This is a genomic window from Muricauda sp. SCSIO 65647 (assembly GCF_021534965.1).
Classification (GTDB): domain Bacteria; phylum Bacteroidota; class Bacteroidia; order Flavobacteriales; family Flavobacteriaceae; genus Flagellimonas_A.
Genome location: NZ_CP091037.1, coordinates 1511176 through 1525770 on the forward strand (window position 1 = coordinate 1511176; position 14595 = coordinate 1525770).

The 14595-nt window shown below is 46.2% G+C and carries 13 protein-coding genes; 4 read left to right on the forward strand and 9 right to left on the reverse strand.

The genetic code is table 11. From position 1 onward, the window contains the following. The first annotated feature begins 4 nt into the window (after window positions 1-4). The 3 genes from L0P89_RS06720 to L0P89_RS06730 all read left to right on the forward strand — a co-directional run bounded on the left by L0P89_RS06720 (window position 5) and on the right by L0P89_RS06730 (window position 3272). Window positions 5-1024, forward strand: coding sequence for an alpha/beta hydrolase family protein (locus L0P89_RS06720; protein WP_235267640.1), 1020 nt, complete (start codon window positions 5-7; stop codon window positions 1022-1024). Window positions 1025-1178: 154 nt separating this feature from the next. Beyond that, on the forward strand, window positions 1179-1721 hold the full coding sequence (locus tag L0P89_RS06725; protein WP_235267641.1) for a DinB family protein: 543 nt from the start codon (window positions 1179-1181) through the stop codon (window positions 1719-1721). 132 nt (window positions 1722-1853) lie between these two features. After that, on the forward strand, window positions 1854-3272 hold the full coding sequence (locus L0P89_RS06730; RefSeq protein ID WP_235267642.1) for a S41 family peptidase: 1419 nt from the start codon (window positions 1854-1856) through the stop codon (window positions 3270-3272). 19 nt (window positions 3273-3291) lie between these two features. Here the strand turns inward: L0P89_RS06730 and L0P89_RS06735 are convergent, their stop codons facing one another. Next, window positions 3292-4533, reverse strand: coding sequence for an RNA polymerase sigma factor (locus L0P89_RS06735; RefSeq protein WP_235267643.1), 1242 nt, complete (start codon window positions 4531-4533; stop codon window positions 3292-3294). Window positions 4534-4591: 58 nt separating this feature from the next. After that, window positions 4592-4939, reverse strand: a complete 348-nt coding sequence (locus L0P89_RS06740; RefSeq protein WP_235267644.1) for a YciI family protein — start codon at window positions 4937-4939, stop codon at window positions 4592-4594. A gap of 173 nt (window positions 4940-5112) precedes the next feature. On the opposite strand from L0P89_RS06740, the gene L0P89_RS06745 reads away from it, so the two are divergent. Further along, a complete protein-coding gene (locus tag L0P89_RS06745) occupies window positions 5113-6483 on the forward strand; it encodes a pyridoxal phosphate-dependent decarboxylase family protein (RefSeq protein ID WP_235267645.1) in 1371 nt (456 codons plus the stop codon). A 7-nt stretch (window positions 6484-6490) separates the two neighbouring features. On the opposite strand, the gene L0P89_RS06750 is transcribed toward L0P89_RS06745, so the two are convergent. The 7 genes from L0P89_RS06750 to L0P89_RS06780 form a co-directional block, all read right to left on the reverse strand. Continuing rightward, on the reverse strand, window positions 6491-7564 hold the full coding sequence (locus L0P89_RS06750; RefSeq protein WP_235267646.1) for a PA0069 family radical SAM protein: 1074 nt from the start codon (window positions 7562-7564) through the stop codon (window positions 6491-6493). Window positions 7565-7608: 44 nt separating this feature from the next. Continuing rightward, entirely contained in the window at window positions 7609-8058 is a 450-nt protein-coding gene (locus L0P89_RS06755) for an META domain-containing protein (protein ID WP_235267647.1), read from the reverse strand. 6 nt (window positions 8059-8064) lie between these two features. After that, window positions 8065-9624 (reverse strand): hypothetical protein, encoded by a 1560-nt coding sequence (locus tag L0P89_RS06760; RefSeq protein ID WP_235267648.1) that lies wholly within the window; start codon window positions 9622-9624, stop codon window positions 8065-8067. 24 nt (window positions 9625-9648) lie between these two features. Further along, on the reverse strand, window positions 9649-10431 hold the full coding sequence (locus tag L0P89_RS06765; protein ID WP_235267649.1) for an enoyl-CoA hydratase/isomerase family protein: 783 nt from the start codon (window positions 10429-10431) through the stop codon (window positions 9649-9651). Between the two features lie 83 nt (window positions 10432-10514). Next, complete coding sequence (locus L0P89_RS06770) at window positions 10515-11921, reverse strand: sensor histidine kinase (RefSeq protein WP_235267650.1); 1407 nt, start codon at window positions 11919-11921, stop codon at window positions 10515-10517. Between the two features lie 168 nt (window positions 11922-12089). Further along, window positions 12090-12641, reverse strand: coding sequence for a CopD family protein (locus L0P89_RS06775; RefSeq protein WP_235267998.1), 552 nt, complete (start codon window positions 12639-12641; stop codon window positions 12090-12092). A gap of 85 nt (window positions 12642-12726) precedes the next feature. Beyond that, window positions 12727-14508: an arylsulfatase gene (locus L0P89_RS06780; RefSeq protein ID WP_235267651.1), complete on the reverse strand. Its 1782-nt coding sequence runs from the start codon at window positions 14506-14508 to the stop codon at window positions 12727-12729. Window positions 14509-14595: the final 87 nt, after the last annotated feature.

Sequence of the window (14595 nt, forward strand, 5' to 3'; positions counted from 1 at the left end):
CGCTATGGCTTTTGAAAAAACATTGGATTATACCATTGCCGACACCCTTACGGGCAGAATGGGTGAAGAGGCTTATAAAAAAGCAATTGAACAGCAAAAAACCATTTCTGAACAAGAGTATGCGACATTAAAATACTTGGCAGCATTTGCCGTTCGCCCCATGTTCAGAACACCGGTGCACAAAACCCCTTCAGACCACGGCATGGATATATGGGAAGATGTATATTTTTCATCAGCTGACGGGGTTCCTCTTGAGGGCTGGTACATCCCTTCCGTAAAAGGTGAATCAGATAAGCTGATCATCATCAACCATCCGATGCCGATGAGTCGTTCGGGCTTCACCGGACATTTCGGAGAACCCTTCTCAGGAGTCGATACCCTTGAAATCGATTTTGTGGCACACATGGGCCATCTTTCAAGGGCCGGTTATAACATTTTAGCGTACGATTTGAGAAACCATGGCAATAGTGGAACTGCCAATGGCGGAATCTGTGGTATTGGCAGATATGAGTGGCGAGATGTAGTGGGCGCCCAGCAATATGTGGCGAGTCACCCCAAATTGGGCAAAATGAAGTGTGGACTCTACAATAGATGCACTGGCGGAAATGCCGCATATGAGGCCATGTATCGCCGTCCTGAACTGTTTAAGGATGTGCTCTGCTTCTTCGGACCCATGACCGTTTCAATGACCGCGCTGATGACTTCTTTCGCCGGCCTTATGGGATTGGATCAATACATGGAACTGATGGATCTTGAACAACTGAAACTGGGAGGTTTTACCAATGGGAAGATGCACCCGCAGAAGTACGCGCATGCGGTAGAAGTACCCTACTTCATGGCGGAAGTATTGGATGATGTTTGGACAGACAACCCCAAAGATGCCCAAGAAATCTTTGACAACATACGTTCAGAAGAGAAAGAACTGTTCTGGATCGAAGGAACGAACCGTAGGTTTGACGGCTATAACTACTTCGGTGTACACCCAGAAAAAATGATCGCTTTCTTCGATACGTATATGCAATAAAAAATATAGCGAAAAAGGTACACATGCATTAACGGTCTGGGTGTTTGCCCAGACCGTTTTTGTGTTTAATTGAGTATCTTCCAAATTGGAAAGCAATGGCGATCACACCGTATACGCATTCCATAGTACATCAATGGAACACATTTAGAATAACATGAAACAACTACTTGTCTTGACCCCAATATTCTTTTTCTGTTTGTTCAAAACACCATTGTTGGCCCAACAGCATAATTTTATTGAGGACTATCTAGAGCGATTGGAAAATTCCCGTAACTATTTACTTCTTGTGGCAGAAACAATGCCCGAAGACAAATACGGCTTTAAAGCATCGCCAGAGTCGTTGACCTTTGCCGAGAATTTAATGCATATCGGCTATGCGATGGATTGGCATAGCCAGTCATTGTTGGGTGGCCGAGAATCTAGGGATTGGAACACCGACACTATTTTCAAGGTCGCCGACAAATCCAAAGAAGAAATGATTGCGACAATCGACGACACATTTGATCAAACCATAGCGTTGATCAAAAAATTCGATGCCGACCAATTCGATGACGAGTTGGACTATTTTGGGCTAACGAGAACAAAGCGACAGATCTTTTTATTGCTTGCCGACCACATTACCCATCACAGAGGTCAAATGCTTGTCTATATGAGGTTGAACGGGCTGGTGCCCCCTAGGTATGTGTTGTTTCAATGAAGTGGTTCAGGCCCGAGCGACCATTTCCGCAAAACCACCTATAACCGATCATTCCCCTAAAAAATTGGTTTAACAGAATATACTGTAACAAAACATAAAAATAGGGGTCTAATGGTAAGCAACCATTAGAAAATGAAACAACTGACCCTACTTTTTATAGTGCTGTCACTAGGTTCTTGTGACTTTAGATCATCAAACAGAAAAGACAACCCCCTTAACCAAGATTTGATCGTTGTAGCCGATAGTATATCGCTAATGATGTCAAAATACCATTACAACCCCGCAGAACTTGCCACGGACGAATATCTTGATCTGGAAAAGAAAGTGATGGGTCTTGCAGAAACCGTTGAAACAAAACAAGAATTCATGGATGGGTTCAATGCGCTTTGGAAAAATGGCCCTTTTTCGCACGTAACACTGGGCACATCAGAAAAAAGCGCAGACCAGATGGCTGAATTCATCGATTCACTGCGAGTGGGCGACCACAGCGTTTCACTACAATGGAGGGATACAACGGCCATACTTACCGTGACGACCATGACCGGCATCGACACAAAAGAGCGTGTATTTGAGGCCTATCGCAAAATTGCAGAAAAGGAGACGACATCGCTCGTAATCGATCTTCGAAATAATACCGGAGGAACGTTTGCTGGCGTACCCCTTATCGGTCATGTGCTGACCGACTCCCTTGATGCCGGAATATTTGTTTCCCGAAAATGGTGGGAAAACCATACACGAGCACCCAAGCTAGAAGATGTTCAAGATCTGGTGCCCTGGCAAGGATGGTCGTTAAAGTCGTTTTGGCACGATGTACAAGACAAACCCCTTACCCGTGTACGGTTTGGGCCGATGCAGCCGCACTTCGATGGCCCCGTTTATGTGTTGATCAGTGATAAATCTGCCAGTGCCGCCGAGTTTGCCGTAGATGCACTTGCCCATGAAGAAAAAGTGACCATAATAGGTGAAACCACCGCTGGTGAGATGTTGTCGCAGAAAATGTTCGATCTGCCACAAGGACTGCAATTGTCCCTACCGATTGCGGAATATTACTCCACACGGATCGGAAGAATTGAGGGAACAGGCGTACAGCCCGATATAACTGTTGATCATAGTGTGGCCAAAGATTTGGCCTTATCATTGATCGATGGTATGAAATTAGACGATGCCTTGCCCCAAGCACAACAAAAGGTAGCTGAAATGATGGTACAACCCTTGGCAGACGAAACCATTTACCTGTTTGGCAATATGAACGATTGGGGCAAGAAATGGAATATCACCCCTCGTTTTGAGTATAAGGGAAATGGTATTTATGAAACCTCGACAACCTTTAAAAAAGGACGCTATGAATTTAAAATAGCGCCCATGAACTGGAATTTTGATTATGGGGCAAAACCCGATCAAGAAAAAGTCGTTATCGGGCAAAAGACTTCTCTGGCAAGAGTGCCCGGAAGCAGCAATCTCATACTGGTTGTTGAAGAGGAGGCAAAGCTGACGTTTAGTCTGGACGTCAGTGATGAAAAGGCTGCGGTATTGCAGATAACAAAAAATTAAGAACGGCGGTACAGCACGTTCAAATCAATTTTTTTTTCAAATGCCTCTTGGCCAATTGATTTTCGGTGAGGTCAATGGCTTTTTCCAAGGTAGGTCTCCATTGCCGATCACCTATTTCCTTGAGCAATTCGGCCTTGATGGCATAGAAAAGCCCTATTGATCCGTAGTCGGAGGTCTTCTCAAGAACCTTAAATTCAGTCAATGCCCGTTCGGCCCCATGAACTTTTGAAAAGGGCACGATTCGATTCAGGGCGGCCATGGGCGAATACTGTGTTTTCAACTGTAGGTCATAGAGTTTCAGAATGCTTCCCCAATCGGTCCCCGCAAAGGTCTTGGCGGTTGAATGGTAATACGAGACCGCTGCTTCAAGGTGATAGTTCGAGGGCAGTTTATCTTCCGTTCCGGCATTTTCGAGATGCCGAATACCTATACCTATCAATTCGCGGTTATATTTTGAACGGTCTTGGTGCTCAAGATCGACCATTTCGCCCTGGGTATCAAGCCGCGCATCAAAACGGGCCGCATGAAAGCACATCAGGGCAATAAGGGCTTCTAAATTCGGATGTTGGCAATAAGAATTTTTCTTTAAGAGCAGGGCCAATCGCATGGCCTCATAGCAGATATCCCGTTTCAATACTTGTGAGCCCGCAGTCACCGAATACCCTTCGGTAAAGAGCAGGTAAATGACCCGAAGTACAACGAACAGACGCGATTGAAGGCCCATTTCAACCGGTACCTGAAGCCATGGTACTTTCTCTTTGAACTTCTTTTTGGCACGTGTGTATGATTTGGCCACGGCAGCTTCTTTTTTGAGCAAGGCCTTGGCCAGTTCAACATTGCCAAAACCCCCGATCAGCTTCAAGCTCAAGATAATCTGGTGCTCTGTTGACAGCGAAGGGTGGCAACAGGCAAAAATCATCTTCAACTGACTATCGTTTATGGTGTCATCTAAATGTATTTCCTTAGGTTCAAATTCACTTTTTTCAAGAAGGGGGCCATCACCCGATTGCACCATCTTTTTATCTCTTCGCAATCGATCGATCAGTTGGTTGTGCGCCACCCTCAACAACCAAGCCGCAGGGTTCTTTGGCGGTTCTTTGTAGCCCCATACCTGCATGGCCTTGATCAGCGCCTCTTGTACGGCATCTTCAATACTTTCGAGATGTGACGGCCCGAACTTGTTTACCAGATATGAGACCATCTTACCGTATTCATGCCTGAACACATGTTCGACAAGCACTCCGTTTTCTGTTGATCGCATATATAAAAATATAAAGTCCGATGCTAGCATCGGACTTTATGCCTCAGTATTGTTCTTTTTACATGTCCATGGACAAAATCTCACGGACCTCCACATTGCCCTTATTTTCAAAAATCGGGCACCCTTTTGATATCTCTACGGCTTCATCAAGACTGTCGGCGGTAACGATCAAATAACCGCCTACCACTTCCGCACCTTCGGCAAAAGGGCCGTCAGTGATTACCTCGCCTGCTTTTTCAACTACCTTTCCTGTCTCGGCCAGGGGTAGGCCATCAACTAATTTTCCCTGTTCTTTGAGTCCGCCCATCCAGACGCCCCATTTTTGCATATGGGCCTGTACGACCTCTGGCGGTTGGTTTCTCCATTCGGGGTCTCCCCCCCTAAATAAATACAAAAAATTACTCATCGGTTTCGGTTTTGTGTCCATCAAGGTGGACTGATTTGTACTTTGTTTTCATCTAGATGACGAAAACGATAAGCTACATTGGACAATCGCTATAAATTTATTCAAAAGAATCGTTCAAATGTCATATAATCGCCTGCCTTCAGACGGTATCTTTGCAGACAAACAATCTGTCAATGCACCATATAGATATCGAACTGGTCGAAATGACCTTAGACATTATGAAATATGTCATCAACCGCATCACCAATCTTTCACCCGAGCTTGGCTGTCCAAAAAAAGAAGAGGAACTGAAACAACTAGTGGGCGATACCATTACCCCCGAGGGGATCGGTGGTGAAAAAGCGTTTCAGCTCTTTCGCGATGTTTTGGTAAAGGCCACGGTACCCATCGATCATCCGAGACATCTGGCATTTGTACCGGCTGCACCGACAAGGGCGGCCATCATGTTCGATTTGGTCACCTCGGCCTCGAGCATTCACGGGGCCTATTGGATGGAGGGCGCCGGTGGCATTTTCTGTGAGAACGAGGCCATGAAATGGTTGGTATCGTTAACGGGTATGCCCAAATCTGCCTTTGGCGTCTTTACCAGCGGTGGTACAGCTGCAAACTTATCGGCCATGGTCACTGCACGGGAATATTGGCGAAAGAACCCAGAGAACCAAAATAAAAAGGGGCTCATCATTACCTCTATCGGGGCACACTCATCGGTCAAGACCATGGCCACGGTCATCGATGCCGATGTACTTACAGTCGATACGGAAGACTTGATGACCGCAGCCATGTTGCAACAGAAAATAGTCGAGTTGGATGCCCAGCAACGAAAACGACTCTTCGCCGTGGTGGCCACGGGGGGCACTACCAATGCCGGTATCATAGACGATCTTGAGGGCATTGCCAATTTGTGCCAAAAAGAGAACCTTTGGTTTCATGTCGATGCCGCCTATGGCGGAGGGGCTTTGATAGCCGAATCGGCAAGACCACTGTTCAAAGGAATCGAAAAAGCCGATAGCATAACCATAGATCCGCATAAGTGGATGTTCTCGCCCTACGATTGCGGTGCCATCATCTATAAGAATCCTGAATTGGCTAGGGAGGCCCATTCGCAAGAGGGCTCGTATTTGGATATTTTCAAGGATGAAGGAGCCCGTGGCTTCAGCCCTGCCAATTACCAAATACAGCTCACAAGACGGCTCAGGGGAATGCCCTTGTGGTTTTCATTGGCCATGCACGGCACCGATAAATACAAATGGGCCGTCGAAATGGGTATCGAACTCGCCAATTTGGCCGGAAAGCTCATCGAAGCACTACCCCATGTTGAACTGGTTCGCGAACCCAGTCTATCGTGCGTGTTGTTCAGAAGAAAGGGATGGTCGCCCGAAACCTATAAAAACTGGACCTATGAAAACCATCGAAAAGGATTCGCCCTTGTGGCCCCTACCCAATGGAAAACAGGAGATGAATATGAAACCGTGGCCCGTTTCTGTTTTATCAATCCACATAGCACGGAAGATGACATCAAGGCCATTTTAGATACCATGGCCTAGCCAATTATCAAAATAGCTTTATCTGCCCTGACTTGTACTGCGCATGAAGATCGGTACGCAATTTGGGAAATGTCTTGTCCGCAAAATACCTTTGCCTTGCCAACCTCGCCATTTCATGTATCTGTTGGGCCACTTTGCCCTCGCCTCGACTTCGAATACCAAAGCGGCTGTCGTTGATACTGCCCCCGTGGCAATCTTGAATAAGGTGCAACACTTTTTCGGCACGATCGGGCATGGCCTTTTTGATCCAATCCGTAAAAATTTGGCCGATGGCACCATTCAATCGCACCACGGTAATGCCAAATGATCTTGCGCCATTGTCAGCAACCGTCTCGGCCAATTTCAATAGCTCATGGCTGTTGATACCCGGTATCATAGGGGCCAACATGGCATTTACCGGAATGTCGTTTTCAGACAGTGTCTTAACGGTTTGCAATCGTCTTTTGATAGTGGCCGTCCGTGGTTCCAGCAGCCTTCGGGTCTTTTCTGACAAAGAGGTGATGGAAACATTCACCGCTACCAATTGATGCTCGTTCAATTGTTTCAAAATATCGAGATCCCTCAAAATCAAGGCGTTCTTTGTGATGATGCCAACGGGGTGCCGGTATTTCAAGAAAACCTCCAAACACTTTCTGGTGATTTCAAACTTCTTCTCGGCTGGTTGATAACAATCGGTGTTGCCCGACATGACAATGGTGGCCGCTTTCCACCGCTTGTTCTTTATTTTCTCTTCCAGCAGTTGGGGCGCCGCCTTTTTGACCAGGATCTTTCGCTCAAAATCCAAGCCTGCGCTATATCCCCAAAACTCATGGGCATTTCTGGCATAGCAGTAGATACAGCCATGCTCACAACCCTGATAGGGATTCATGGAATACCCCATACCAACATCAGGACTCGTCACTTTGTTCACAATGGTCTTCGGAAATATGGGAATGTAGGCCGTTTTACTCTTGTCAGCTTCCTCACCCTCTAGGCGACAGAACTCCAAGAAATCATCCCTTAGCTCATAAACATGCTGTAAAAAGCGATTGTGTACATTTTGTTGTGCGCCACGACCTTTGAGGTATTTTTTTGAAGACATTTATTGGATTTATTCCAAATTTATGGAATATTTCCCAATAACAATTATGGTCTTTGTAGTCTCATGGTCCCTGAATCCGCAAAGCCCAACATCAAGGTATCGGCGGCTACCGAAAAATCAAATTCGGCATAAGTGGTATTTGGCACTATGGCCTCTGAAATGGCATTATAAAATGCCCCTGCAAAGGGTGTGTCGGCCACTTCGGTAGTGGTAAAGGAAGTCAATGTCAACGTGCTGCCCGTCAATTCATAGTTTCCACCAAAAGTATTGGCCGTAGTCGTGCCAGAATAATCTCCGCTGCTTTCAAATACAATGGAGATGACCTCGGCATCGGGGGTCTGAAACCCAATTGACTGCCCCGACAAGATTACCGACATGACCCGCCAGTTGCCCGTAACAGCATTGTTTTGAGAATCATCGGAATCATCACATCTTACCCCTAACAAAATTATTGAGGCCAAAGCGCAAACCAATACTATTCTCTTGCCAAACATGCTTCGTCAATTAAAGGCGATTTTCACCAGCTGTTTTTTATTGCCCCGTTTTGCATAAAAAAGCATTTCGTCATCATCTTCATCTTTCAACGGCTTTGAGACCATTAAGGGCAATCGTGCTTCTTGGGCATCGATGATGCGTTCGTAATCCATCTTTCCGTTTTCATCCAACGAAATCAAGAACACATTGCGGTTACTACTCAAGCCCTGTTTGAATATCAACCGTTCTCCGTTGATCAATTGGGGATTGTTTGCCGATGTACAGATGAAGAAATAGGTCTTGCCATCTTTGTTATGGGTCGAATATGACGCATAGGCACCATCGCCCTGCGTTACCTCGGTCTTGTTGATGTTGCGTGCCCAAATCATGTCGCCGTTGGCGGTGAGCTTGGCACTGACAATATCGTTGTGGTGGTAGCGATCTACTTTAATACGCTGCCCTGCCCCAGTGGGGTGCATGCTGTGGGTGACAAAATACTCTTCGGCGTTGAAAAGAATTTCATTCTCACCGGTCACCTCAACATTCTTGAAAATCAGGTTTTTGATCTCTTTGTCATCTTCCCGGCCAAACTTGTCTTCCATGAATTGTTGGGTGAAGGGACCGTACTTCTTTGATTTGACGACCAGATCGTACGGGTTTAGCTCAAAGTATGAAAGTCCGTTATAGCGATTGTCCTTCCGATCTGCATAAAATCCGACACAAAGCAATCGCCCATCGTGTAAAACGGGATACAGTGCCTCTGAATATTTACCGGGATCATCAAACGATCGGGTCTTGATTCCATTTTTGGTGATGCGCACCATTTCATATTGAAATCTGCGCTCATCGACCCGAAAACGCTTCTTTTTGAAATAGGCCTTGCCCGTGATATAGATCTCGCCCAAGTCTTGTGACATGGCCACATTCTCAAATGCGTAGTTCTTCTCTTCTATCTCGGACGAAAAATCAAATTCGCCCCGTTTGTTCAAATCATCATCATATAGATGTATGGTGTGTTTGTTGTTCTTTCCCTTTTTGTGATGGGTACTGATCACAAAGCCAGACTTGTCTTGATTGAACAATACCGTAGTGGTAAAGCCCTTCGAAAAATTGCGGTTGTAGTAATTTTTCCCCAATGCGCCGCTTACGGCTTGCGACTGAATGGACAATAGCTTGGTGGGCTTGAAATCAAAATATTCGATGGGACTGGTATGTACCCAGTACTCATATTGCTCCCGTTCAAAATCGTAGTTCAAAAAGAGAAGGCTGAGTCTTCCGTTCTTAAAAAAACCATCTACAAATTGTAGTCCGCGCAATTTGTAATTGTACTCTGAAACCAGTTCGAGATCACTGTTGTAATGCTCGATGAAATACCCCTTGGGCTTTAAGATGAGTCCTTGAAAATAGGCTCTCACCAAAATATAGCCTCCCGAGCCATCGTCTTCGATGACCATTAGGTTCGAATAGCGATAACGATCGTTCAATTTCTCACCAAAATCGTAGGTGACGGGCATTTTTTTTGCGTCTTGCCCATATATGCCCAGGCTTATGAACAATAGACAAGCCAGAAGTAGCGAATGCTTCATAATCACAGGTTTGGTCTAACCTGGCTATGATCCCTTGAAATTGGCTTTTCGCTTTTCTAAAAAGGCCGAGGTACCTTCTTTAAAGTCGTCGGTGCCAAAGCACTCCCCAAAAGCCTTTATCTCATGGGCATAGCCATCGGTATCATAGCTATAACCCGCATTTACGGCTTTTATTGCATGTTTTATGGCCGATGGGGAGTTATTCGATATCTTACCGGCCAGTTTTCGACATAGGGGCAATAATTCTTCTTGGGACACCACATAGTTGACCAAGCCAAATTCCAAGGCTTTATCAGCAGAGATCATCATTGCGGTCATGATCATTTCCATGGCACGGCCCCTACCGACCAAACGCGGTAAACGCTGGGTACCGCCATACCCCGGAATCAAGCCCAGCGATACTTCTGGAAGCCCCATTTTGGCATTGAAACTGGCCACCCTGAAATGACCGGCCATCGCCAGCTCGAGTCCGCCCCCCAGTGCAAAACCGTTGACCGCCGCGATAACGGGCGTCGATAGGTTTTCGACTAGATCGAACAGCTTTTCTTGACCGCTCGCGGCCAAGGCATGGCCCTGCTTCACCGAAAAATCGGCAAACTCAGCGATGTCTGCACCGGCCACAAAGGCTTTTTCACCGCTTCCGGTCACAATGATCGCCCTGATGTCACTATCTTCATCAAGTTCCCTAAAAGCCGTATGCAATTCTTCAATGGTGCGCTTGTTCAGCGCATTCAGCTTTTTGGGCCGGTCTATGGTGATGACGGCCACATGGTCTTCTTCCTCGATATAGATGTTTTCGTAATTCATTTATGCTTGCTGTTAGATGTACGATGCATGATGGGTCATAAAAGTAAACATTCGGCACCGAGCAACCAATAGCCTGCATCAAACTATGCCCTCGGAAATTTTACTGTGAACACCGTGCCCTTACCTTCTTGAGAGATAAAGCTGATACTGCCCCCATAATTTTCAACAATATTCCTCACCATACCAAGGCCTAGGCCCATACCACTGCTCTTGGTGGTGAACTTCGGTTCAAATATTTTCTCGGTAAACTCATCGGCGATCCCTATGCCGTTATCGGCGACCGAAATCTTTACCTCATCTCCTGCCGAGGCCACGGTGACCAAAATTCTGGGGTTTTCGACATCGACCATCGCTTGAATGGCGTTCTTGACCAAATTGGTCACCACTCGAATCAACTGGGTTCTATCTAACTTGGCCACTATTTCTTCTTCGTCGGCTATGAAATGGATGTAGGGTTCATGAAAGATATCCAAGGCCAACTTCACCACTTTGACCACATTCAGGGTTTCTTTCTGCTGTGCGGGCATATCGGCAAAATTTGAAAAGGCCGAAGCGATATTGCTCATGGTATCTATCTGCTGCACCAATGTCTTTGAAAACTCTTTGACCTTATCCTCGGCCTTAGGGTCATCTGGATTGAACTTTCGCACAAAACTCTGTACGCTCAACCGCATCGGTGTCAACGGATTCTTGATCTCATGGGCCACCTGCTTGGCCATCTCACGCCATGCCTGCTCTCGTTCGCTACGGGCCAATTTGGCCGCACTCTGCTCAAGCTCATCGATCATGTCATTGTACGAATCGATGAGCGATGAGATCTCTTCAGTGGAATCTTCAATGTATATCTTTTCGTTTCTTTTGGTAAGATCGGTCTCTGTAAGCTTATCTGAAATGGTCTGCAACGAACGCGTGATGTACTTGGTGATGAAATAGGCGAGTATGATGGCCGCCAACAACATCAATACATAAACACCCCCAAGGCGCATCAAAAACTCACGAAGCTCCATATTGTTGAAGGAGTTATCCTCGTAATAAGACAGGTTCATGATCCCTATGGGCTTGAACTTCAAATCAAGAATGTAGATGTAAGAGGCCTGATAGTTGTCGCCAGCAGTGGATTTTTCCTCAACATAACGTTTATCAGGGGTATCACGCAGTTGGTTCAGTACCTCGGCATCCAAACAATTGGAAATGGAATCCAGTTCAAAGGTGCGTTTCGAACTTTTGATGAGATTACCTTCCAGGTCATAGATATTGAATTTGACATTTTGTACATCGGCAATCTTGTAGATCTCTGTTCTGAAGATATGCTGCAGATTTTCGGTGTCTACGGGATACGTGGTCGCTTTCAGTGTATAGTTGATGCTTTGAACGATTTGATCTTCTTTGCGCTCTAAACGGTTTTCATGGTAATCCCTTGACTGTTCGCGGTACTGATAAATCGTTACCCCTGCGATCAAGACAGAGGCGATTACCACCAAAAGGATCATGGTGACAAAGATTCGCGACCGTAACGATTGTCTACTGAACAAGGGGTTAAACTTTCCTCGAAAATAGCAATAATCGAACCAAAACCGGTTCTAATTCAACCTCAAGTACCTAATTCAAAAAAAATTGGGAAAACCGATCTTGGACGCAACCCCTGTACCTGAACTTTTTCAGGCATTCGGATTTTTGTCCCTGATACGTTTGTACAACCGAATGCCCAACATGAGCAAGATGGCCAACAGCACGATTCCGACGATACCATAGATCCAGTTGAACGCATTCTTGAGCACCACCAAAAATGTGACGGCGAAGAGCACCAAGGTGGCCACCTCGTTCCAAATCCGCATAAATCGCGAGGTATACCTCACCTCGTCACGCTGTAATTGTTTGAACATCTGATGGCATTTGAAATGGTAGGCAAACAGTAACACCACAAACCCCAGCTTGACATGCATCCAAGGTTGTGACAACCATTCAGGTATGAGGTGCAACAACCAAAGGGCAAGCAAGGTGCACAGAATGGCCGAAGGCCAGGTGATGATGAACCACAACCGCTTGGTCATCAATTTCAATTGTTCGGTCAGGATTTCCCTTTCGGGGGATGGTTTTTCATTGGCCTCTATATGGTAAATGAACAGGCGGGGAATATAAAAGAGCCCGGCAAACCATGTGACCACAAAGATGAGGTGTAAAGCTTTGATGTAGTTGTAAAGTTCCACTATAGTCGCTAGGTGTTGGTGTAGGATTACGGTTTCAAAGGTAGGGATTTATGCATGGGGCATTGATCGTCATTTACTCTTTTTATCGTTATTGAATACGCTCCATTTCTACCCAAAAGGGCAATATACGTTTGCCATCGATCGCATAGAACGGGATCAGATCGCAATCCATTTTTGGCAGGGATACGTTTTTCATTTCTATCAGGTCGGCGCCCTCTATTTTGTTTTCCATGGTATTGACCAGCGCGCTTGTTTCCAGCATCATCTTGCCCCCTTTTTTCAATGGCTTCGTAAACTTGAACCTGATGTTATACTGCCCTTGCTCAAGCCGTATCCTCCATTTTCCAAAGACTTCATCTTGTGCCCAAATACCACGGTCTCCGCTTGCATCGTTCCGGTTCAAAAAAATGGGGTTTTCATGGTCTGTGCCGACAAAGATCCGAGGTGGATCGAGCAGGTTGTCTGAACGGATCAGTTCTTGGTACAGTGCATCCATTTGATCTTTGTAGGTCTTCACCAATGGGGTATTTTCAACGGCCAGATTGTTTTGCTCATAGGGGTCTTGGGCGATATCATACAGCTCAAAACCGTTCAAGGAAGCATCAAAATCGGTCTGGGCCACCAGTTTGTAGGGCTCTTTTTGTAGGGCCATGTTTCTATAGCGCACGGGGTACTTCCTCGTCCAATAAAAGAAAAGGGGGCGTGGTGCCCAATCGCCTTTTTCTTCCATCAGGGGCACTAGGCTTCTGCCATCCCATTGGTTATCTTCGGTCGGTTCAATGCCACAGATCTCGGCAAGGGTGGGCAGCACATCGATATGTGCGGCGGCGGTGGCTATATCGCTATTCCCTTTCAGCCTTGCGGGATATTTCAGGTAAAAAGGCACCCTTACCCCACCGTTATGAACACTGCCCTTTCTACCCTTCATTCCCGCTACATAGCGCACCTGTTGGGGGCCATTGTCGGTCATGAAGATGATCAGCGTGTTCTCTTCGATGTTGAGGTCTTTCAATTTTTGCACGATTTTTTCGATGTTGTCATCGATATTGGTCACCATGGCATAGACCCTCCGGGCATCTTCCTTGTCTTGCTCCGTCATTTCAACAAAGGGGCGGGGATCATCTTCAAATCCGGCAGCGGGATCCACTTGGCTATATAGTTGATAGTATTGTTCCGGCACCTGTAGTGGGGTGTGTGGGGCGTTGAATGACAAATAGCAGAAGAAAGAGCCAGACTTGTTCTTTTCAATGAAGCGAATGGCCTCTTCAGTAAAGATATCACTGCAATACCCTTGGTATTTTTGCCTTGTGCCGTTATGCCAGAGTACGGGGTCAAAATAACTTCGATTCCCTTGAAAATAGGTGGTAAAATCGCCTACTTGGCCCATACCCCCCGATAGGTGCATGACCACCTCGTCAAAACCTTGGTCTTGGGGCCTACTCGGATAATTATCTCCCAAATGCCATTTGCCAAAGATTCCTGTTGTATAGTTTGCGGTCTTTAGCATTTCGGCAATCGTCACTTCGCTCGGTGCCATAATGGCCCCTCCGTTATAGGTATCCCTGATCCCCGTTCGCAATGAATACCGACCGGTCATCAAACTGGCCCGGGTCGGTGCACAAACCGGGGAAACGTAAAAATTGTTGAACCGCACACTCTCTTTGGCCAAAGCATCTAGGGTCGGGGTCTTCACATGCGGATTGCCCGTCACCCCCAAATCTCCGTAGCCTTGGTCATCGGTAATGATGATAATCACATTGGGCCGCTCTGATTCTTGGCCTACAACATTCAAGGGCAGCGACAAAAGACCGATCACCATTAAATAGCCGAGAACGGTTCTGTATCTATTGACATTCTTTTTTTTGTTCACTGCTCTTTTTTTAGTCTATAGTTTATAGGTAGTAGTTTTTAGTCTCTAACATCCAACGCCTAGCATCTGGCGCATAGCACGCAGCAC

Coding starts and splice junctions, on each gene's coding strand:
- L0P89_RS06760 (WP_235267648.1), bottom strand. CDS start 9,624: ATGAAGCATTCGCTACTTCTGGCTTGTCTATTGTTCATAAGCCTGGGC.
- L0P89_RS06725 (WP_235267641.1), top strand. CDS start 1,179: ATGAAACAACTACTTGTCTTGACCCCAATATTCTTTTTCTGTTTGTTC.
- L0P89_RS06750 (WP_235267646.1), bottom strand. CDS start 7,564: ATGTCTTCAAAAAAATACCTCAAAGGTCGTGGCGCACAACAAAATGTA.
- L0P89_RS06740 (WP_235267644.1), bottom strand. CDS start 4,939: ATGAGTAATTTTTTGTATTTATTTAGGGGGGGAGACCCCGAATGGAGA.
- L0P89_RS06735 (WP_235267643.1), bottom strand. CDS start 4,533: ATGCGATCAACAGAAAACGGAGTGCTTGTCGAACATGTGTTCAGGCAT.
- L0P89_RS06765 (WP_235267649.1), bottom strand. CDS start 10,431: ATGAATTACGAAAACATCTATATCGAGGAAGAAGACCATGTGGCCGTC.
- L0P89_RS06720 (WP_235267640.1), top strand. CDS start 5: ATGGCTTTTGAAAAAACATTGGATTATACCATTGCCGACACCCTTACG.
- L0P89_RS06730 (WP_235267642.1), top strand. CDS start 1,854: ATGAAACAACTGACCCTACTTTTTATAGTGCTGTCACTAGGTTCTTGT.
- L0P89_RS06755 (WP_235267647.1), bottom strand. CDS start 8,058: ATGTTTGGCAAGAGAATAGTATTGGTTTGCGCTTTGGCCTCAATAATT.
- L0P89_RS06770 (WP_235267650.1), bottom strand. CDS start 11,921: ATGATCCTTTTGGTGGTAATCGCCTCTGTCTTGATCGCAGGGGTAACG.
- L0P89_RS06745 (WP_235267645.1), top strand. CDS start 5,113: ATGCACCATATAGATATCGAACTGGTCGAAATGACCTTAGACATTATG.